13 protein-coding genes are annotated in these 20,568 nt (G+C 62.1%); 12 read left to right on the top strand and 1 reads right to left on the bottom strand.

Features of this window, described 5'->3' with window-relative positions; genetic code table 11:
- The first annotated feature begins 2 nt into the window (after window positions 1-2).
- From Q7S20_08545 to Q7S20_08515, 7 genes are all read left to right on the top strand, one after another.
- A complete protein-coding gene (locus Q7S20_08545; protein ID MDO8501880.1) occupies window positions 3-1,043 on the top strand; it encodes a LacI family DNA-binding transcriptional regulator in 1,041 nt (346 codons plus the stop codon).
- A 61-nt stretch (window positions 1,044-1,104) separates the two neighbouring features.
- A complete protein-coding gene (locus Q7S20_08540; protein MDO8501879.1) occupies window positions 1,105-4,065 on the top strand; it encodes a TonB-dependent receptor in 2,961 nt (986 codons plus the stop codon).
- Window positions 4,066-4,148: 83 nt separating this feature from the next.
- Window positions 4,149-5,594, top strand: coding sequence for a glucoamylase family protein (locus Q7S20_08535; GenBank protein MDO8501878.1), 1,446 nt, complete (start codon window positions 4,149-4,151; stop codon window positions 5,592-5,594).
- A gap of 55 nt (window positions 5,595-5,649) precedes the next feature.
- Window positions 5,650-6,906, top strand: coding sequence for a sugar ABC transporter substrate-binding protein (locus tag Q7S20_08530; GenBank protein MDO8501877.1), 1,257 nt, complete (start codon window positions 5,650-5,652; stop codon window positions 6,904-6,906).
- Window positions 6,870-7,802 carry a sugar ABC transporter permease gene (locus tag Q7S20_08525; protein MDO8501876.1) on the top strand — a complete coding sequence of 311 codons (933 nt, stop codon included), beginning with the start codon at window positions 6,870-6,872 and terminating at the stop codon, window positions 7,800-7,802. Before Q7S20_08530 ends, Q7S20_08525 begins: the two co-directional genes overlap by 37 nt.
- Window positions 7,799-8,662, top strand: a complete 864-nt coding sequence (locus tag Q7S20_08520) for a carbohydrate ABC transporter permease (protein ID MDO8501875.1) — start codon at window positions 7,799-7,801, stop codon at window positions 8,660-8,662. The genes Q7S20_08525 and Q7S20_08520 overlap by 4 nt, the downstream gene beginning before the upstream one ends.
- A complete protein-coding gene (locus tag Q7S20_08515; GenBank protein ID MDO8501874.1) occupies window positions 8,659-11,751 on the top strand; it encodes a hypothetical protein in 3,093 nt (1,030 codons plus the stop codon). The genes Q7S20_08520 and Q7S20_08515 overlap by 4 nt, the downstream gene beginning before the upstream one ends.
- A gap of 22 nt (window positions 11,752-11,773) precedes the next feature.
- Here Q7S20_08515 and Q7S20_08510 read toward each other — a convergent pair whose 3' ends face one another.
- Window positions 11,774-13,135, bottom strand: coding sequence for a GH1 family beta-glucosidase (locus Q7S20_08510; GenBank protein ID MDO8501873.1), 1,362 nt, complete (start codon window positions 13,133-13,135; stop codon window positions 11,774-11,776).
- A gap of 17 nt (window positions 13,136-13,152) precedes the next feature.
- On the opposite strand from Q7S20_08510, the gene ugpC reads away from it, so the two are divergent.
- From ugpC to Q7S20_08485, 5 genes are all read left to right on the top strand, one after another.
- Window positions 13,153-14,298 (top strand): sn-glycerol-3-phosphate ABC transporter ATP-binding protein UgpC, encoded by a 1,146-nt coding sequence (gene ugpC / locus Q7S20_08505; protein ID MDO8501872.1) that lies wholly within the window; start codon window positions 13,153-13,155, stop codon window positions 14,296-14,298.
- A 168-nt stretch (window positions 14,299-14,466) separates the two neighbouring features.
- Window positions 14,467-17,124 (top strand): cyanophycin synthetase, encoded by a 2,658-nt coding sequence (gene cphA / locus Q7S20_08500; protein MDO8501871.1) that lies wholly within the window; start codon window positions 14,467-14,469, stop codon window positions 17,122-17,124.
- Window positions 17,125-17,128: 4 nt separating this feature from the next.
- Complete coding sequence (locus Q7S20_08495) at window positions 17,129-18,217, top strand: hypothetical protein (protein MDO8501870.1); 1,089 nt, start codon at window positions 17,129-17,131, stop codon at window positions 18,215-18,217.
- An 83-nt stretch (window positions 18,218-18,300) separates the two neighbouring features.
- Window positions 18,301-19,104 carry a cyanophycinase gene (locus Q7S20_08490; protein MDO8501869.1) on the top strand — a complete coding sequence of 268 codons (804 nt, stop codon included), beginning with the start codon at window positions 18,301-18,303 and terminating at the stop codon, window positions 19,102-19,104.
- Between the two features lie 135 nt (window positions 19,105-19,239).
- Complete coding sequence (locus Q7S20_08485; GenBank protein ID MDO8501868.1) at window positions 19,240-20,565, top strand: oligosaccharide repeat unit polymerase; 1,326 nt, start codon at window positions 19,240-19,242, stop codon at window positions 20,563-20,565.
- Window positions 20,566-20,568: the final 3 nt, after the last annotated feature.

The following is a 20,568-nucleotide window of genomic DNA, read 5'->3' as shown; positions in this document are numbered from 1 at the left end:
CGATGGCAACAATAAAGGACGTTGCACGAGAGGCCTCCGTATCCGTAGCGACCGTGTCCCGCGTCTTCAACGACGCGGCAGTCGTGCGCGCGGAGACCGCCCGCCGGATAAGGGACGTCGCCACCGCTCTTCGCTACGCACCCCACGGCGGAGCACGCAGCCTGATCACCAACCGGACAAACACGCTCGGCGTGCTGCTCCCTGACCTCTTTGGCGAGTTCTTCTCCGAGCTGATCCACGGGATCGATCTCACTGCCCGCCGCAGCGGCTATCACATTCTCGTCTCACGCTCCTGGGAGGGCCGCACCGAGACCGAGGAAGCCATGCGCGCCATGCGCGGGCGCGTTGACGGCGTACTGCTGATGTCACCTGACATCAACGCCGATTCGCTCCTCAACGTTCCCGCCAGCCTGCCCGTCGTCCTCCTCTGCTCCGCGTCAATAGGCCATGACGCCGATTCCGTCATCATCCAGAATTCTCGCGGCGCCCGCGAGATGGTCAGACACCTGATCTCACTTGGCCACCGGCGAATCGCGATCATCAAGGGTGCGCCCGGGAACTACGACGCTGCCGAGAGACTGCGAGGATATCGCACTGCGCTGCGTGAGGCGGGCATTGCGCCGGAGCGATCGCTCGAGCTCGACGGAGACTTTACCGAAGCCGGCGGATACGCCGCCACTCTGGAGCTCCTTGCGGCGAAGCCCCGCCCCACCGCGATCTTCGCAGCGAACGACTCGATGGCGATAGGGGCGCTGAGTGCGCTTCGGGAGTCGGGCGTGCGCGTCCCAGAGGACATGGCTGTCGCAGGATTCGACGACATCCCGCTCGCGCGCTACATGGATCCCCCGCTCTCGTCGGTCAGGGTCCCCATCTCGGATCTTGGAGCGCGGGCTGTCGAGATCCTGCTCCATGCGATCACACACAAGAACGAGCACGCACGCCAGCACGTGCGCGTGCCCACCGAGCTCGTCGTCCGCCGATCAACCGGCGCGCCATACGCCGAGCGACCGCCCCCGATTCGTCACGTCGGAAAACCGCGCTGAAGTCCCTCGCTCGTGAACGCAGATGGCTCGTTGCAACACCACAACAACCGGAGATACGTAAATGATTACGGACAAGTTCAAGCTGCAGCGATTTTGTCGAGCGGTCGCACTCGCGGTCATTGCTCTCGTCACCCTGACGGCGGCCAGTGCCTTTGCGCAGACCACTACCGGCACCATTCGAGGATCAGTGACCTCCGGCGGAACCGCCGTGAGCAGCGCGCAGATCCAGCTGAGAAACCCCGCGACCGGAGTGCAGCGGGGCACCATGACCCGAGACGACGGCTCCTACACTCTGGCCGGCCTTGCCCCGGCGACGTACGAAATGACCATTCGCCGGATAGGCAGTGCGCCGCAAACGCGGGTCGTGGTCGTTCAGATCGGTGCGACACAGATCCAGGACTTCTCCCTCTCGGAGCAGGCGGCGCAGCTTGAGACGGTGCTCATTCAGGCGGCGCCCACCGTCGAGACCCGCACCTCCGAGGTGGCCACCAACGTGACGCAGGCGCAGATCGAAAAGCTGCCGACTCCGAGTCGCAACTTTCTCGACCTCGCCGCGCTTACCCCTGGCATCACGGTCACGGAAGATCGAGTCAACGGACAGTTCAGAACTTTCTCGGCTGGCGGTCAGTCGGCGAACTCGGTCAACCTCTTCGTTGACGGCACCAGCCTCAAGAACGATCTGACTGCCGGTGGCGTCGCCGGCCAGGACGCAAGCCGCGGTAATCCATTCCCGCGCAACGCGATCCAGGAGTACCGGGTCATCAGTCAGAATTTCAAAGCCGAATACCAGAAAGCCTCCAGCGCCATCATTACGGCGACGACGAAGTCGGGAGGCAACACCTGGACTGGCAATGCGTTGTTCGGCTTCCAGAACAAAGGCATGGTAGGGCTCGACAGCTTCCAGCGCCGCGACAAGAACAATAATCCGGCGTTCAAGAAGCCTGACTACAAGCGAACTCTCGCCGCCCTGAGTGGGGGCGGTCCCATTATCAAGGACAAGATTCACGTCTTCGGTTCGTACGAGGGGAATTACCAGGACCGCGCAAACCGCGTGAGCTTCGCCACTCCCCCGACCGGGATCGCGGCGCTGGACTCGGTCAATCTCACACAGTACAACGGCAACTTCACGTCACCTTTCCGTGAGACGCTGCTTTTCGGCAAGCTGACCGACGCCATCAGTGACAAGTCCTCGGCCGAGCTCAGCTTCAGCCATCGTAACGAGACGGATGTGCGGGACTTCGGCGGAAACGTCGGATTCCAGTCCGCGGTGGACTTCCGACAGAACGTTTCCATCGGGCAGCTGAAGTACAATTACTTCTCCGGACCACTGCTCAACGAAGCGAAGGTCGACTACTCGCGCTTCCGCCGTAATCCGGCACCCAATACTCCGGGAATGCCTTCGCGCCTGATCTTCTACCCGAATGGTGAAGCACGAATCGGCAGCAACCTCAGCACTCAGGACTTCATACAGAAGCGGCTTGGCCTGCGTGACGACGTCACCTACTCCGGATTCCAGATGGCCGGAGAGCACATCGTCAAGGGTGGTATGAGCCTCGACTTCGTGAAGTACGACATCTTCAAAGGCAACCGGAACACGCCCGAGTTCGTGTACAGCAATATCGAAAACGGGGTGAACTACGGCTTCCGGTCGCCGTTTCAGCTGGTGTACGGCACAGGCGACGGAAATTTGAATACGAGCAACAATCAGCTCGGCGTCTACCTGCAGGACGATTGGAGCCCGGTCCCGCGGCTGACGTTCAATGTAGGCGTACGATGGGACTATGAGTCCCACATGCTGAACCGCGATTACGTGACACCACAGATGGTCGTGGACACGCTTACCCGCTACAACAGTCAACTCATCACTCCACTCGATCTGAGCCGCTACATCAGCACGGGAAGCAATCGCAAGCCCTTCTATGGCGCCGTTCAACCGCGTCTCGGCTTCTCCTACGCGGTCGATAAGAACAGCAGAACGACGGTCTTCGGCGGCTGGGGCATTTACTACGATCGCATACCGTTCGATCTCTATGCGGTAGACGAGAAGCTGAAGCTGAGCCATCCCGAGTTCACGGTGCGGTTCGCGCCCAAGGGGGTAGCGCCTGGCGCGGGGCAGGTGGCGTGGAGCGATACCTATCTCAGTGCCGACAAGGCAACTCTGGATGCGCTGGTCCACTCTTCGGGCCGGCCGGAGGCCTGGCTGATCGACAGCGAGGCGAAGGTGCCGTACTCGACGCAGATGAACGTGGGTATCCGTCAGCTTCTTGGCGATTTCGCGATCTCCGCCACGTACGCGAATGTGGAGGGCGAGGACCAGATGGTGCTTAACTGGGCGAACGTCGGCGTCAATCCGGACGGACGGTGCTGCCGCGACTTCAACATCGGCGCACACGGCTTCAGCAACTTCATCTATTCGACCAACGACAAGAAGACATGGTACGATGCCATCCAGGTCCAGGTGGATCGGCCGTACCAGCGCGTTTCCGAGAGCTCGATCGGTTGGGGCGTCGGCTTGGCGTACACCTACGCCAATCGCTCGGTGCAGGGTGTCGACGGTCTCAACGATGACTTCGCTTTCCCCAACGCCTTGAGCATTCCGAAGCACCCGTCCAACGATGAGAAACAGCGCGTCGTTGCCAACTGGATCACGGATCTACCGTACGCCTTCGGGATTCAGTTCTCCGGGCTGTTGACGCTCGGCGGCAAGTACAAGATGGACATCGGATGTCCGAAACGGTTCTGTGGAGAGGGAACTACAGGCAATCAGTGGGAACGCGGAGGCTTCACTGTGCCGGGCACGTTCCCTTATCGGAACCTCGATCTGCGGTTCCGGAAGGACTTCCCAAGCTTCGGGCGAACGACGACGGCATTTGGCATAACGCTCGACCTTTTCAACGCGTTGAACCGCGACAACTTCGGTTGCTACAAGACCGGCAATAGAAGCGATAAGGACTTCGGCAGTCCCGACTGCATTGTCACCGACGCACGGAGGTACCAGCTGGGTGCAGAATTGAACTTCTAGCTTCTTTGCCGCAGGGTACCGATTACGGTGCCCTGCGGCCGCTCCTCTGATTTTTGCGACCGCGGCCAGATGGAGATCGCCACATGAGTCGTTTTCGTAAGGCATTCGAGCGGCTGCCGCTCACTCTGCTGCTCGTCGCCGCTGGCTGCACGGCGACGCAGGTCGGTCCCGTCGCTCCGCCGCCGACACAACCGTCGGCGCAGATTACCCCACGCCAGCAGGCGTTCCTCGATACGCTCCAGCAGCGCACGTTCGCCTGGTTCTGGGAACGGAGCGATCACACGACAGGTCTGAGTCCCGATCGCTGGCCCACCAAGAGCTTCTCCAGCGTCGCCGCCATCGGATTCGCGCTGACCGCCTATCCCGTCGGCGTCGAGCACAAATATGTCACGCGCGAACAAGCGGCCGAGCGGACGCTGAACACGCTGCGTTTCATGTACCGGGCACCGCAGGGACCGGAGGCAACGAACGTCAGCGGATACAAGGGTTTCTTCTACCACTTCCTCAACATGGAGACAGGAAAGCGGTTCGAGCAGGTGGAGCTCTCTACAATAGATACATCTCTTCTTCTCGCAGGTGCGCTGTTCAGTCAGTCGTATTTCACCGGCCCCGATCCCACCGAGACGGCAATCCGCGCGTACGCCGATTCGCTCTACTTCCGCGTAGACTGGCAATGGATCCGCCCCAATGCGCCGCTTGTGAACATGGGCTGGCGGCCGGAGCGGGGGTTCGTCGAATCCGATTGGCGGGGGTTCAACGAGGGAATGATCCTCTACGTTCTCGCGCTAGGCTCTCCCACCTACCCGATCGATCCTTCCGCGTGGAGCGGGTTCACCTCGACCTACAGGTGGGGCGAATTTCAGGGGTACTCGCACCTGAACTTCGCGCCGCTGTTCGGACACCAGTACTCTCACATCTGGATCGATTTCCGCGGAATCCGCGACGAGTACATGCGGGGGAAAGGAATCGACTACTTCGAGAACTCGAGGAGAGCGACTTACTCGCAGCGCGCGTACGCAATCGCCAATCCCGGCGCGTGGAAGGACTACGGACCGGACATCTGGGGACTCACCGCGGCTGACGGGCCGCTCGATACGACGCTCGATATTGGCGGACGCCGGCGACTGTTCTGGACGTATTCGGCGCGCGGCGCGGCGGCGGGAGAGATACGTGATGATGGCACGCTCGCTCCGACCGCTGCCGGAGGCTCGGTGGCGTTCGCACCCGAGATTGCAATACCTGCATTGGTTGCGATGCGCGAGAGGTACGGCGACGATCTGTTCTCGACATACGGGTTCGTGGACTCGTTCAACCCCACTTTCGACCTCGACATCAAGCCGCAACACGGGCGGGTGGTTCGCGGAATCGGCTGGTTCGACACGGATTACCTGGGCATCGATCAGGGACCGATCATCGCCATGATCGAGAACTATCGCTCCGACCTGATTTGGCGGACCATGCGCAAGAACCCGCACATCGTGCGCGGACTGAAGCGGGCCGGTTTCACCGGTGGGTGGCTCGATCAGTAGCCGGAGATTGCTCCTGGCGTGCTGCAGACGGGCGGCATTCATCCAGGCCTCCGTCATGTTCGCTGTCCTCTCCGCGGGTATAGCCTGCTCACCCGCGTCGACCGATCAGCAGACCACACTGCGACTGTGGGCGATGGGTCGCGAAGGCGAAGTCGTATCGCAGCTCGTTCCAGCGTTCGAGCGTGAGCACCCCGGAATCAAGGTGGATGTGCAGCAGATCCCATGGTCAGCCGCGCATGAGAAGCTGCTCACTGCCTTTGTAGGAGACGCAACGCCTGACATTGCGATGCTCGGCAATACCTGGGTCCCGGAATTCGTTGCCCTGGACGCGCTCGAGCCGCTCGACCAGAGAGTCGCGGCTTCACGCGACGTCGTACGTAGCGACTATTTCCCCGGAATCTGGAGCACCAACGTAGTGGACGGCACTACCTACGGCATTCCCTGGTACGTAGACACCCGCGTCATCTTCTATCGAACGGACCTGCTTGCCAATGCGGGCTACGAACGGATGCCGTCGACCTGGGCCGATTGGCAGGAAGCGATGCGCCGGATCAAGTCACGTATGGGAGCCCATCAGTATCCCCTGCTGATACCCATCACTGAGTGGCCGCCGGTGGTGATTCTCGGACTTCAGGCGGGATCACCGCTGCTGCGGGACGCGGGACGGTTCGGCGCGTTCAGTCAGCCGCAGTTCCTCAAGGGCTTCGATTTCTACGTGAGCCTTTTTCGCGACGGCCTCGCTCCAGCTCTGAGCGGCACCGAGATATCGAATCTCTACCAGGAGTTCGAGCGCGGAAACATCGCGATGTACATCAGCGGTCCATGGCAGATCGGAGAGTTCAGCAGCCGCCTGCCGAAGAACATGCAGGACAAATGGATGACCGCTCCACTTCCGGGTGTGGACGGGCCCGGCGTCTCCCTCGCCGGCGGCGCAACTCTGTCGCTGTTCCGGCGAAGCCAGCACAAGCGCGAAGCTTGGGCTCTGATGGAGTATCTCTCCCGTACGGATGTACAGGTGGAATTTCATCATCTGACCGGCGATCTCCCGGCCCGCCGCACCGCATGGATGGATTCGTCTCTTGCCGGAAATCGCTACGCCGCAGCGTTCCGTGAGCAGCTCGAGCGCGTCGTTCCCACACCACAAGTGCCCGAGTGGGAGCAGATCGCCACGAAAATCTTCGAGCATGGAGAGCGGGCCGTGCGTGGCCGGCAGACTCCAAAGCAGGCGATGACGGCACTGGATCGCGACGTCGACAATCTTCTCGAGAAACGGCGATGGCTTTTGTCGCGTCGGTCGGTCGCGGCAAGGTGAAGACTTCGCGGCTTCGAATCCCCTCAGAGGCGAATACCGCCGCCTGGTTTTTTCTCGCGCCGGCTCTCGCGCTCATCGGGGTGTTCTTCTTCTTACCCGTCGCCGCCTCTCTCCTCCTCAGTGTCACCGATTTCGATCTGTACGGAATAGCAGATCCCGGGAACACGCGGTTCGTCGGACTGGCGAACTACTCACGCCTTCTTCGAACCCACGACTTCTGGGTAGCTCTCAGGAACACTTTCTATTTCGCGTTTGTCGGCGGTCCGCTCACCATCGCCGTCTCGCTCGGAGCGGCTCTCCTGTTGAGCTCGAAGCTCGTGCGGTTCAAGGGACTGTTCCGCACAATCTATTTCACTCCCTTCGTGACGACCCTCGTCGCCGTCGCGATCGTCTGGCGCTATCTCTACCACACGCGCTACGGCCTCTTCAACTACCTCCTCGGCGCAATCGGCATCGCCCCGATCGACTGGCTCGGAGATCCGCACTGGGCCATGCCGGCGATAATCCTCATGGCGGTCTGGAAGAGCTTCGGATACAACATGCTCATCTTCATCGCCGGGCTTCAGGCGATTCCCGAAGAGCTGTATGACGCGGCCGCGATCGACGGAGCCGGCCCCTTCCGCCGCTTCTTCAACATCACCTTGCCGATGCTGTCGCCGACCCTGGTCTTCGTGACGGTCATCACGATGATCGGCTACTTCCAGTTGTTCGCCGAGCCGTACGTGATGACGCAGGGGGGTCCGCTTCGCAGCACGACGAGCGTCGTGCTTCTGATGTATGAGGAAGGATTCCGCTGGTGGAGGATGGGATACGCCGCGGCCATAGCGTTCGTGCTCTTCATCGTCATACTGCTGGCGACGCTGGTGCAGTTCCGCCTCCAGAAAGAGCGCGCATGACCGCCACCCTGCACCGCGACCCGATGTCATCCGCGCGCCAGCGCGAACGGTTCGCGCGCGTTCTCCTCTACGCGCTCCTGCTGATCGGCGCGGTCATGGCTCTCCTCCCGATGGTCTGGATGGTATCCGCCTCGCTGATGCCATCGGGCGAGGCGAGCTCATTTCCTCCGCGGTTCTTTCCGAGCCGGGTGACCTTCGATCACTACGTCGATCTGTTCACGCGCCTGAACCTTGGGCGGTACCTGCTGAACAGCGCGTTCGTTGCATTCGTGGTGACGCTGAGCTCGCTCGCCATCAATTCGCTGGCCGGCTATGCGTTCGCGAAGCTGCGCTTCAGAGGACGCGACCGGCTGTTCCGTGCGCTGTCCACAGGCCTTGTCCTTCCCGTTCAGGTCGCCATGCTTCCGCTGTTTCTCCTCCTCAAGAACCTCGGGCTGATCAATACGTACTGGGGCGTGATCATCCCCGGGCTGGCGAGCATCTTCGGAATATTCCTCGTTCGCCAGTACGCGCTCGCCATCCCCGACGAGATGCTCGACGCCGCTCGCGTAGATGGCGCATCCGAGTTCCGGATCTTCTGGTCGATAGTGGTTCCGGGAATCGTTCCGATCCTCGCGACTCTGGCCATCTGGACCTTCCTCGCAACCTGGAACGACTTCATGTGGCCTCTCATCGTCTTGAGCGACGAGTCCCGCTACACGCTTCCCGTGGCGCTCGCGAATCTCGCCGGCGAGCACGTGCAGGACACGGAGCTGATGATGGCCGGCTCCGTGATAACGGTCGTTCCGGTCATGCTCGTCTTTCTCTTCCTTCAGCGGTACTACATCCAGGGCGTCATGGCGGGCAGCGTGAAAGGATGATCGCGCTTTTCTCCGCTCTCGCCGCGATGCTGCTGCTTCAGCCCGAAATCGTCATCGACGACTTCGAGTCCGTCGCCGGATGGAAAGCGGTTCCTTCCGATGATGTCTCGCTGAGCATCGGACAGGACATGGGCGCGCGCGGCAAGTCCATGCGGCTCGACTTCGATTTTCATGGACACGGCGGATACGCCGTCATTCACCGCGACGTGAAGCTGGCGCTGCCCGCCAACTATGAGTTCTCGTTCTCGATTCGCGGCGAGGCTCCGGTGAACACGCTCGAGTTCAAGCTGATCGATCCGAGCGGCGACAATGTGTGGTGGTCCAATCAGCCGGAATTTTTCTTCCCGGCCGAGTGGCGAAAGATCACACGGAAGAAGCGGCACATCACCTTCGCGTGGGGACCGCTCGGCGGCGGAGACATGAAGGAGGTCGCGGGCATCGAGATCGCGATCACCGCCGGTACCGGAGGCAAGGGTACGGTCTGGATCGACGACCTCGAGCTGACGCCACTCGAGCCTCAGGGCGTCTACAATCTTCAGCCGAGGATGACCCTGGGAGGAGAGTCCGGTAATAAGCGTCTGGATATCGACTTCCTCAAGCGGAGGGAGTTCGGCGGACTGGTCATCGACTGGGAAAAGAATCTCCGCCCGGCGTCATACGCGGTCAGCACATCAGTCAACGGGACGGCGTTCTCGAAGGTCTACACCGTCGGACGCAGCATGGCATCGCGGGATTACCTCTATCTCCCCGAGTCCGACGCACGCTACATCCGTCTTGCTTTTTCACCCCAGCCAAAGTTCAAGACATCGGCCCCCTACGTCATCGGTCTGAAGGAAATCTCGGTCAAGCCGCTCGCCTGGTCCGCGACGAAGAACGACTTCTTCTCGGCCGTTGCGCGCGACGCCCCGTCCGGGAGTTATCCGAGGTATTTCTCCGGAAAGCAGTCGTACTGGACGGTGATCGGAGTGAGTGGAGACACCCGCGAAGCGCTCATTGACGAGCAAGGCACGCTCGAATCGGGCAAGGGACAGTTCTCCGTCGAGCCGTTCCTTTTCACCGACGGACGACTGATCACCTGGAACGACGCGTCGAGAATCGCCGGATCGGTGGGCAATGACCTGCCCATCCCTTATGTCACGTGGAAAACACCTCGACTCGAGATGACCGTCACGGCCTTCGCTGCCGGAGCACCCGACTCGTCGGTTCTTTATGCTCGCTATCGCATTCGCAATCCGGCGTTTCTGCCTCAGCGCGCGACGCTATATCTGGCGATCAGGCCATTCCAGGTGAATCCGCCATGGCAGTTCCTGAACACGCAGGGTGGCGTGGCGACCATTGACAGCATCTCGTACGACGGGCGCCGCGTTCAGGTCAACGCCGATCGCACCGTGATCCCTCTTACGCCCGCATCCCGCTTCGGAGCGATGTCGTTCGACGAGGGAAATATCGTTGACATGCTTCGGCTGTCGCGGCTGCCATCCGCAACCAGTGTTCAGGATCAGCTCGGACGGGTCTCCGGCGCGCTCGCCTGGGACGTCCGGCTTCGGCCCAATTCCGACTCCACGATTGATGTCGCGATTCCGCTGCACGCCGCTGGACCTTCCTGTTTACGCGGCTCATCGTTCGAGCAGTGCGGACGCAACTGGGTGCGCAGCCAGCTCGAGGCGGTCGAATCGGGATGGCGGGAGAAGCTCGGCCGCGTAGACATCCGACTCCCTTCTTCGGCATCGCGATTCACCAGTACAATTCGGGCAAATCTCGCCTACATCCTCATCAACCGTGACGGACCCGCGATTCAACCGGGATCGCGATCATACGAGCGCTCGTGGATCCGCGATGGCGCGCTCACCTCAGCCGCGCTACTGCGGCTCGGTCAATATGGGGAAGTACGGGATTTCATAGACTGGTATGCCCGCTTCCAGTTCGAGAACGGCAAGATTCCCTGCTGCGTGGATGCGCGCGGCGCCGATCCCGTCCCCGAGAACGACAGCCACGGCGAATTCATCTATTTGATCGCCGAATATTTTCGGCATACCGGAGACCGGCAGCTGCTGGAGAGAACGTGGCCGAACGTGTCCCGCGCGTTCGCGTTCATGGATTCCCTCCGCCTTTCGCTAACGACCGGGGAATACCGCTCCGGCGACAAGCGGGTGTTCTTCGGTCTCATGCCGCAGTCCATCAGTCACGAAGGCTATTCGGCGAAGCCGATGCATTCCTACTGGGACGATTTCTTCGCCTTGCGAGGATTCAAGGACGCCGCGGAGATAGCGAAGACGCTCGGCAAGCCCGAGGCAACTCGCTATGCAGCCGTGCGCGACGATTTCCGCAAGGACTTCTATGCGTCGATTCGGCTTTCGATGGTTCAGCACAGGATCGACTACATCCCCGGTGCGGCTGAGCTGGGAGACTTCGACGCCACGTCCACGACCATCGCGGTGAATCCGGCGGACGAGCTGGCCTATCTTCCCCAGCCAGCTCTCACCCGCACGTTTTTGAAGTACTACGAGAACTTCTTGACTCGGCGTGATGACGCCAATTCGTGGGAGATCTACACGCCCTACGAGTGGCGGGTCGTCGGCACGTTTCTTCGGATGGGATATAGGAGCGAACCCCACGAGATCGCGGATTTCCTTTTCCAGTACCAGCGACCAAAGGCATGGCATCAGTGGGCCGAAGTGGTCTGGCGCGATTCGCTCACTCCGAATTTCATCGGCGACATGCCGCACACGTGGGTGGGATCTGACTTCATCCGGTCCACTCTCGACATGTTCGCATACGAGCGCGAGTCCGACTCCTCGCTCGTGATCGGGGCCGGCATACCGGAGAAATGGGTGCGCGAGGAAAACGGTGTGAGCCTCCACGGACTTTCCACGCACTACGGCCCCCTGAGTTACGACATGCGCGCGGCCGGCGAAGAGCTGGAAATCAGGATTGAAACCGGTATTCGGATTCCCTCCGGAGGACTAGTCGTTCGCTCACCGTCGGATCGCCCATTGCGACAGGTGCTGGTGAACGGAGCCGGCGTGACCCCGGGCGCGGGCGAAGTCGTCGTGCGCAGCCTTCCCGCTGTCATCACGTTCCGGTACTGAGCGAGTGAAGAGCACCGCTCGATTATTCGTCCAGCGCCGCCCCGTTCGTCCGGATCACGCTCGAGTAGTAAGCCCCGCTCGACTTGATCGTGCGCTGCTGCGTCGCGTAGTCAACGTGGACGATCCCGAAGCGCCTCGAAGTTCCGTGACTCCACTCGAAGTTGTCGAGGAGAGACCAGGCGTAGTATCCGTGCAGCGACACCCCCTGCCGCATCGCCTCTCGCGCTGCACGCAGGTGTCCCCGCAAATAAGCGACGCGCAACGGATCGTCGACCACGCCGTCAATCGGCGCCGGAGCATCGTAGAAGGCGGCCCCATTCTCCGTTATGTAGAGCGGCATGTCGCCGTACCGCTCCTTGACCCAGAGCAGGACACGCGTGAGCGCCTCGGGGTACACTTCCCATCCGGTTTCTGTGTGAACGTGGCGCGGCTGAGCGATGCCGCTCGCGCGAACGGGAAGCCAGTGCTCATCGTGGCGGGTCACGCTGCGGGTGTAGTAGTTGATTCCGAGAAAATCGATCTTCTCCCTGATCAGCCGCATGTCGCCCGGCGACCATTCCTGCCAGGCATCGCCGAATATCTCCGCCATCTCGTCCGGATACTTGCCGAGCACGAGGGGATCGAGATACTGGCGATTCATGTAGGCGTCGGCCCGTGCCGTGGCGGCAAGATCCTCCGCAGAATCCGACCCGGCGTACTTGGGCTCAAGATTCACCACGATTCCTATCTGACCCTTCCCCGAGCTCTGACTGGCGCGAAACGCCTGCACCGCTTGCCCGTGAGCGCGAAGCACGTTGTGCGAAACGATCGGCGCTTCGTACATGTTGCGATGGCCAGGCGCGAGTTTTCCGTGCATGTAGCCGCCATCCATTATCACCCACGGCTCGTTGATCGTCGCCCACATCGGTACGCGATCGCCGAGCCTGTCGAACATGATCGTCGCGTAGTCAGCAAACCATTCCGCGATGTCTCGATTGAGCCAGCCGCCGCGGTCCTCGAGCGCGGCGGGAAGGTCCCAGTGATAAAGCGTCGCATTCGGCGTGATTCCATGCTCGAGCAGCGCGTCCACCAGTCGCGAGTAGAAATCGAGTCCGGCCTCATTCACGCGACCGGTGCCTTCGGGCAACACGCGACTCCAGGAAATGCTGAATCTGTAGGCTTTGAGCCCCAGCTCCGTCATCAGGCCGACGTCCGACCGGTACCGGCGATAGTGGTCGCACGCGACGTCGCCCGTCTCTCCGTTCGTCGTCATCCCTGGTGTGTGCGAGAAGCGGTGCCAGGTGCTCGCTCCCGCACCATCTGCCAGCGGCGATCCCTCGATCTGGTAGGCCGACGTGGCCGCACCCCAGAGAAAACCGTCGGGAAATCCGTACGAATCACTCATTCTGCAGCCGAGGAACGATGGCGCGCGTAAGACTGGAGGGCATCCGGAAAATCTACCCCGACCAGACCGGTACCGTGGCCGTCCACGGGGTGGATCTCGACGTCAGCGATGGCGAGTTCGTCGTGCTTGTCGGTCCGTCGGGCTGCGGCAAGAGTACGACGCTCCGCATGATTGCCGGACTCGAGTCAATCAGCGCCGGGAAGATCTTCATCGATGAGCGCGAGGTCAACGACGTTCCGCCGAAGGACCGTGACATCGCGATGGTGTTCCAGAGCTACGCGCTGTATCCCCACATGACGGTTCGCGAGAACCTGGCTTTCGCCCTGAAGCTTCGCGGCACTCCGAAGGCAGAGATCGAGGAGCGCGTGAAGCAGGCCGCGACAACATTGGGAATCGAGGGGTTTCTCGATCGTACTCCGCGCCAGCTCTCCGGCGGGCAGCGCCAGCGCGTGGCGCTCGGCCGCGCCATCGTGAGACAGCCGAAGGTTTTTCTGTTCGACGAGCCGCTGTCCAACCTCGATGCGCAGCTACGGGTGCAGATGAGGCGCGAGATCGCCCGCCTCCACCAGGAGCTCGGGGCCACGATGATCTACGTGACTCACGACCAGGTCGAAGCGATGACACTCGGCGACAGGATCGTCGTCATGAACAAGGGTCATGTGCAGCAGATCGACACACCGATGCGACTCTATGATCATCCGGCGAACAGGTTCGTGGCCGGCTTCATCGGCAGTCCCGCGATGAACTTTGTCACCGGAGCGATCACCGCAGCTGCGCCTCTCGAGTTCGTGGCCGGGGACGGAGCTTTCACCCTAAAGATTCCGCCGAGCCTGGCCGAACGCGTTCAGGACCTCAAGGGACAGGTCGTGACCATGGGCATACGCCCGGAGGATGTCTCGGTAGCCCCCGCTTCGGGGCCCGCGCTTTTTGCGGGAGAATCGACGATCGTGGATCCGCCCCTGCTTGCGCCGGCTCGGCTCGATATCGTCGAAGCTCTCGGGAACGAGGTTTTCGTTTACGCCACCGTCGGCCCGTTCGGCATCACGGCGCGCGTGTCGCCGCAACCATTGCCGCTTCCCGGCGAGCCGGTAACCCTGGCATTCGATCTGGCGAAAGCACATTTCTTCGATGAGCAAGGCGGGCAGCGCGTCGGCAAGGGGTGAGGTGACGATCAACTGACAAACGATAGGTACCGGGTACCAGAAGCGTAGCTGTCAGGCCCAACGCGCGCCGTTGGCCCCCACCCTCCCCTTAAGTTTCCGGCAGTGCGATTTTCCGGCTCGGGACAAACACCAGCGAGACAAACACCAGCGACCAGACCAGCGACGACCTTGGCTTCTCCACTAACAGACTCAGAAAAGAGGCTCGACCCGGCGGAGTTGGAGGTCACGCGCATACGCGCCCTGCGCGGCCCCAACCACTGGCGGCTCGCCCCGGTCATTGCGTGCGACGTGCGCCTCGGCGCACTCGAAAAGATCACGTCCGCGGAGATCCCGGGACTCAACGACCGGCTGGTCGAGCTGATCCCCAGTCTTCAGCTCCACAAGTGCACACGCGGAAACCCGGGCGGGTTCGTCGAGCGGCTGATCGAAGGCACTCACATTCCCCACATCCTCGAGCACCTCGCACTCGAGCTTCAGTCCATCATCGGTAACGAGGTCGCGTTCGGGCGGGTCGTGCCGTCGGGCGACGAGGGCGTGTGGTGGGTCATCGTCGAGTACCAGGAGGAGCAGGTCGGCCTCCGCGCGATGAAGGACGCGGTCAGGATCATCCGCGCGCTCATCGCCGGCGAGCAGTTCGAAATGGACGCCATCATTGACGACCTGCTCTCGTTGTACGAGTCGTCGCGGCTCGGGCCTTCTACTGGCGCGATCGTCGAGGAAGCGCGGCGGCGCGGCATTCCCGTGCGGCGGCTCAACAACTATTCGCTCGTGCAGCTGGGACTCGGCCGGAATCTCCATCGCATCCAGGCGACGCTCACCGACATGACTAGCGCCATCGGTGTCGAGATTGCCCAGAACAAGGACGACACCAAACGCGTGCTGGAGAACATAGGCCTTCCCGTTCCCAAGGGAGACGTCGCGCGAACCGTTGGCGGCGCGCTCGAGATCGCCGACGATATCGGCTATCCGGTGATTCTCAAACCGCTCGCAGCGAATCACGGACGCGGAATCTCCGGGCGCATTGACGACGCCGATCAGCTCCGCGCAGCGTGGGATCGTTCCTCCGTGTACGGCAGGATCGTCGTCGAACAATTCGCCGAGGGACGCGATCACAGGGTGCTGGTGGTGAACGGGAAAGTCGTTGCGGCGGCCGAGCGCGTTCCGGCACACGTGATCGGTGACGGAAGGACGACTGTGCGCGAGTTGATCGAGAAAGGAAATCGCGATCCGTGCCGCGGAGTCGGGCATACGAAAAGTCTCACGCGGTTGCCGGCCGACAAGACTACTGAGGATCATCTCGCGCTGAGCGGCAGGACGATGGATACCATTCCGGCAAAAAGTGAATTCGTCGGACTGCGCGCGACCGCCAACCTCTCGACCGGCGGCACTTCGATAGACCGTACCGACGAGATGCACCCGGACAATGTCACCGCATGCGAGATGGCGGCCGGCGTGATCGGACTCGACATCGCCGGCATCGATGTGCTCACGCCTGATATCTCCGTTCCATTCCGCGAGAATCGGAGCGTCATCATCGAGGTGAACGCCGGTCCCGGCATTCGCATGCACACGCATCCGGCGGAAGGTGAGCCGAGGAACGTCGGCGCGCCTATACTGGACATGCTGTATCCGCCGGGAAGCGAACCGACGATACCGGTGATCGCCGTGACCGGCACCAACGGAAAGACGACCACGACGCGACTCATCGCGCATCTCTTCCGCGTGAGCGAGAACGTCGTCGGATTCACGACTACTGACGGCACATACCTCGGGAACCGTCTCGTCATCGAGGGCGACATGACGGGCCCGTTCTCCGCCAACATCATCCTGTCCAATCCCACGGTGGACATTGCGGTTCTGGAAACCGCGCGCGGCGGCATTCTGCGCGCCGGACTGGGGTTCGACGAAGTGGATGTCGGCGTGGTGCTCAACGTCACCGCGGACCACCTCGGGCTGCGCGGCATCAATACGGTAGAGCAGCTCGCCGACGTGAAGAGCGTAATCGCCGCGGTGGTGAAGCGCGAAGGCCACGCCATTCTCAACGCCGACGATCCGCTCGTGTACGCCATGCGCGACCGCACGCCGGGAGACGTGGTCCTGTTCTCGACGAAGCCCGAGGGCGAGAGCGCGGAGTTCGAGCGGCATCTGTCGCGCAATGGTATTGGCGCGCGGGTCGAGAAGGAGACGTTCGTCATCCGGCGAGGCAAGCTGCGGATTCCGATTGCGCCGGTGCACGATGTGCCGCTGATGATGGGCGGCGCGGCGAAGTTCCAGCGCGAGAACGTTCTCGCGGCGATACTCGCCGCGTACGTGCAGGGGATGCGCTACGACGACATCCGCGCGGGGCTGCTGTCGTTCTTCCCCTCGCCATCGCTCACGCCGGGCCGCCTCAACCTTCTCCGCTTCGGCAACGGTCGCGTGCTGGTGGATTACGCGCACAACCCGGCGGCAATCGCCGGCCTGATGGAATTCGTTCATGGGCTCGATGCCAATCACCGCATCGGAATCATCACCGCGCCCGGCGACCGGCGTGACGAGGACCTGCGAACTGTCGGCCGTCTTACGGCCGGGCTCGATCGCGTCATTGTGCGCGAGAACAACTATCGCCGGGGCCGCGCAGTCGGCGACACCGCGCGGCTGATAAAGGAGGGACTCGTCGAGGCCGGCATGCGCGAGGAGCAGATAGAAGTCGTGTACGACGAGCAGGAGGCGCTTGCCAAGGCCCTGCACGAGATGAAGGACAACGATCTCGTGTTCGTGCTCGCCGACGATGTTCCTGCCGTGCTCGAGCAGATGCGGCAGCTGTCGAGCGGGCAGGTGCACTGAGCCCATGACCGCAAGCGCAACGAGACCGGATCCGGCGGTCGAGATCCGGATGACCACGCTGCACGCGACACGTGGAGCGAACTTCTGGTCCACGCGTCCGGTGATGCGGATGGATCTCGTCATCGGCGCGTACGAGGACATCTCGTCCGCCGACGTGCCTGGCTTCACCGAGGCGCTCGTGTCGGCGATGCCGGGTCTCGAGGAGCACCGTTGCAGCATCGGTGAGCGTGGCGGGTTCATCACACGTCTGCACAACGGCACTTACGCGCCGCACATCGTCGAGCATATCGCGCTCGAGCTGCAGACAATGATCGGGCACGACGTGGGTTATGGCAGGACCCGCGGCGGGGACAACGAAGGCGAGTACACGCTCGTGTTCGAGCACCTGCATGAAAGCGTCGGCCTGCGTGCCGCCGCGCTCGCGATCGAGACAGTGCAGCAGGCCTTCGCCGGAACTCTGCACGGAGTGGATCACGCGGTGACGCAGTTGAGAGCTCTGGCCGAGACCCCGGACGTGCCACCGCTCAAGCACCACGTGCTCTGCGGAATCACCGGCGGCTCCGACCGGGCGACGACAAGGGATGAGGTCGTGCGCCGGGGATTCGGCAGCCAGGAGCTCATCGTGGATGTGTCTCCCGTATTTCTGCTCCGGGCCGGGCTTCCCTATTCGAAATCCGACATCGCGATCGTGATGGATACCAATCTCACCGACGTTCCGGAGCGGTATCGCGAGGAAGAGCGGGCGCGGCGACTGATGGCGACGGTCGCCGACGCGGTGGATCGCGGGGGGATCGTGATCGTGCCGGCCAGGGAATGGGAGGTGCAGGACAAGGTGCGCGAGACGGGATGTCGCGTCGCGATCTTCGCGACTGGCGACGACGTCACGCGCCGTGACAGGAAGGTGGCGCGGGCGGTTGCGCTGGTGAATGACGGCCGGATCGTGATCGAGTGGCGCGGCCAGCGCTCGGACCATGGCCCTGTCCGCGCCGACGCTCCGGTCTCATCGCAGGTCGCGGGTGCGCTCGCAGCGTTCACGCTCAACGAGCTTCAGCCGCAGATCGCGGCTGCGGCAGCCATCCGATCGCAGGCCTGACCATTTCCAGAAAGCATCCCGCCGCTGATCTGCCGCCCATCAGGTCTGCGTTCGACTCCGGCGACACCATCAATGCTGTTCCCGTGATCCGCGCCGGGACTCTCGTGCTGATCGGCGGAGCATGCACCCCCGACGGTGAAGCACTCGGCGCCTTCATCAGGCTTGCCGCTGCCGCGGAAGGTGGTCCGATTGTCGGGATTACCTCGGCGTCGCGCAATGTCACGGGCAGCGCGAAGCACTGGGAGGCCGATCTCGCGGCGGCGGGCGCGGGCGATGTGGTGATTCCGATCATCGAGACGCGTGATGACGCTCAGAAGCGCGACATCGCGAAGATCGTGGCGAAGGCCCGCGGCATTTTTTTTGGCGGCGGCGATCAGGTCAAGCTGATCACTACGTTGAGCGGGACTGCCGTTGGCGACGCCATCTGGGATAATTACGTGAGCGGCGGCATCGTATGTGGTACGAGCGCGGGCGCGGCTGCGCTTACGGAACTGACGCTCGCGGGAAATGAAATGGACGAGGAGGGAAACGTCGTCGAGCAGTACATCGGACCGGGGCTCGGGCTTCTCTCGTTCAAGACTCTGATAGATACGCATTTCTCACAGCGCCGCCGGCTGTATCGCTTGTTCGTCGCGATTGCCGACTATCCCGACATCATGGGACTCGGCATTGATGAGGATACCGCTATGATCGTCCGCGGCGAGGTCGGCACGGTCGCCGGAAAGGGCGGTGTGACGTTCGTGGATGGGCGCACGGTGAAGTTCGACAACGCTGATGAGGTCACGAAGGGACGGCAGCTCACGCTGAGCTCGCTTCGCGTTGGCATTGTCGGAACGGGTTACACATTTAATCTCAGGCAGCGGGAGCTCGAGGCGCTGCTGGGCTGAGAACACATCCCGGTACGCCAGTGGTGGACGCGCGCCGCTGAGCACACGGCCCATTGGCTCTTCACGCCCAGTGGCACAGTTTCAGCGATACGCAAACGGTGTTTTCGTTCGCTCACAGCTCTCCACAGAGTTCATTTGATCGGCTGGCTCACTTTCACCGCGCTGGTTCTCTCCATCGTATTGGTCGCGTGGGCGGCCTTCATGCGCGCGGTCTGCGGAAGCTGGCTGCACCCCGCCGCCCTCTTCCCGATGTGGTGGTGCTTCGCCGGCATTCTGCCCTTGATCTTCGCGCCGTACGATCCCGTGAGCGCTGGCGCAATGGCATGGGTCATCGCCGCTGCAATAGCTGTCAGCCTGGGCGCAGTCGTCGGCAATATCGGATTCAAAACGCGCCTCAGACTTTGGCGGCCACCCGCGACGAAGATGGAGCAGCAGATGCTCTCCCTGATCGTCGTTGTCGCGATCCTTCTCGGCCTCGCTTCGAGCGTCGCATTCGCTCTCGGATCAGGCATCGGTCTCCGCGACTTCCTCGACATTCAGCGACTCGTCGTCGTATCGAATCAGCTCTACGTTGCGAGATACGCCGAACCTGACGCAGTCGCCGTGGCCCCGCCGCGGTTTAGCCAGGCACTCCTTCCTTTCGTCTACCTCGCGCCAGCGGTCGGTGGAGCGCTCTTCGTCATCCACCGGAAGTGGCGTTGGAAGATGATCGCCGTCGCATCCATGCTTCCGGCAATCACCGTCACTGTCCTCCAGACGACCAAGGCCGCGGTTCTCTTTTCATTTAGCCTCTGGTTCGCGAGCTATCTCGCTACGCGGCTCCGGCTCGGCAAGATCGGCCTCTTCACGCGCGCGCACCTTTCCGTTGGATTCGTGCTCGGCGGAATCGCGACCGTTTTCTTCTTCGCGGTCGGGCTCGCGCGCCTCGCATCCACCGACGTCGCGCTACTCGACGTCGTGCGCGTTAAGCTCGTAACCGCAGCGTTCGGACACATGAGCGTATTCTCGCAGTGGCTCGGCGATTACTGGAACGCCCCATTCAACCCCACACTCGGCGAATTCACATTCGCCGGTCCGCGCGAGCTGCTCGGGATCCAGCAGCGCGTGCCGGGAGTGTTCGGAACCGTCGTGGATCTCATCGCCGGGGAGACGAGCAACATCTTCACCGGCTTCCGGCCTCTCATCCAGGATTTCACGATCCCCGGAGCCCTCACGATTCTCGCCTTGCTCGGCCTCGTCGGAGGGATTGCGTACAGGCTCGTCGCGATCGGCAGATGGGAAGCCGTCCCTGTTCTGGTTGGTGCCTACGTGACGATCATGTGGACGCCGATCACATGGTTTTGGATCTACAATAGCCTCACCGCGACGGTCTTTGCGCTGGCGATCATCATCTGGGTCCTGCGCACCTGGCGGCGCGCGAGAGGGAGGATATACATTGAAGCTGGCGAGATAATTAATTAACTT

Source organism: Gemmatimonadaceae bacterium (assembly GCA_030647905.1).
Classification (GTDB): Bacteria; Gemmatimonadota; Gemmatimonadetes; order Gemmatimonadales; family Gemmatimonadaceae; genus UBA4720.
This window is presented reverse-complemented; position numbering and strand designations above follow the sequence as displayed.

Bases quoted from the DNA above. Each gene is read 5' to 3' on its own strand.
- Q7S20_08545 (MDO8501880.1), top strand. From the start codon at position 3: ATGGCAACAATAAAGGACGTTGCACGAGAGGCCTCCGTATCCGTAGCG.
- Q7S20_08540 (MDO8501879.1), top strand. From the start codon at position 1,105: ATGATTACGGACAAGTTCAAGCTGCAGCGATTTTGTCGAGCGGTCGCA.
- Q7S20_08535 (MDO8501878.1), top strand. From the start codon at position 4,149: ATGAGTCGTTTTCGTAAGGCATTCGAGCGGCTGCCGCTCACTCTGCTG.
- Q7S20_08530 (MDO8501877.1), top strand. From the start codon at position 5,650: ATGTTCGCTGTCCTCTCCGCGGGTATAGCCTGCTCACCCGCGTCGACC.
- Q7S20_08525 (MDO8501876.1), top strand. From the start codon at position 6,870: ATGGCTTTTGTCGCGTCGGTCGGTCGCGGCAAGGTGAAGACTTCGCGG.
- Q7S20_08520 (MDO8501875.1), top strand. From the start codon at position 7,799: ATGACCGCCACCCTGCACCGCGACCCGATGTCATCCGCGCGCCAGCGC.
- Q7S20_08515 (MDO8501874.1), top strand. From the start codon at position 8,659: ATGATCGCGCTTTTCTCCGCTCTCGCCGCGATGCTGCTGCTTCAGCCC.
- Q7S20_08510 (MDO8501873.1), bottom strand. From the start codon at position 13,135: ATGAGTGATTCGTACGGATTTCCCGACGGTTTTCTCTGGGGTGCGGCC.
- ugpC (MDO8501872.1), top strand. From the start codon at position 13,153: ATGGCGCGCGTAAGACTGGAGGGCATCCGGAAAATCTACCCCGACCAG.
- Q7S20_08495 (MDO8501870.1), top strand. From the start codon at position 17,129: ATGACCGCAAGCGCAACGAGACCGGATCCGGCGGTCGAGATCCGGATG.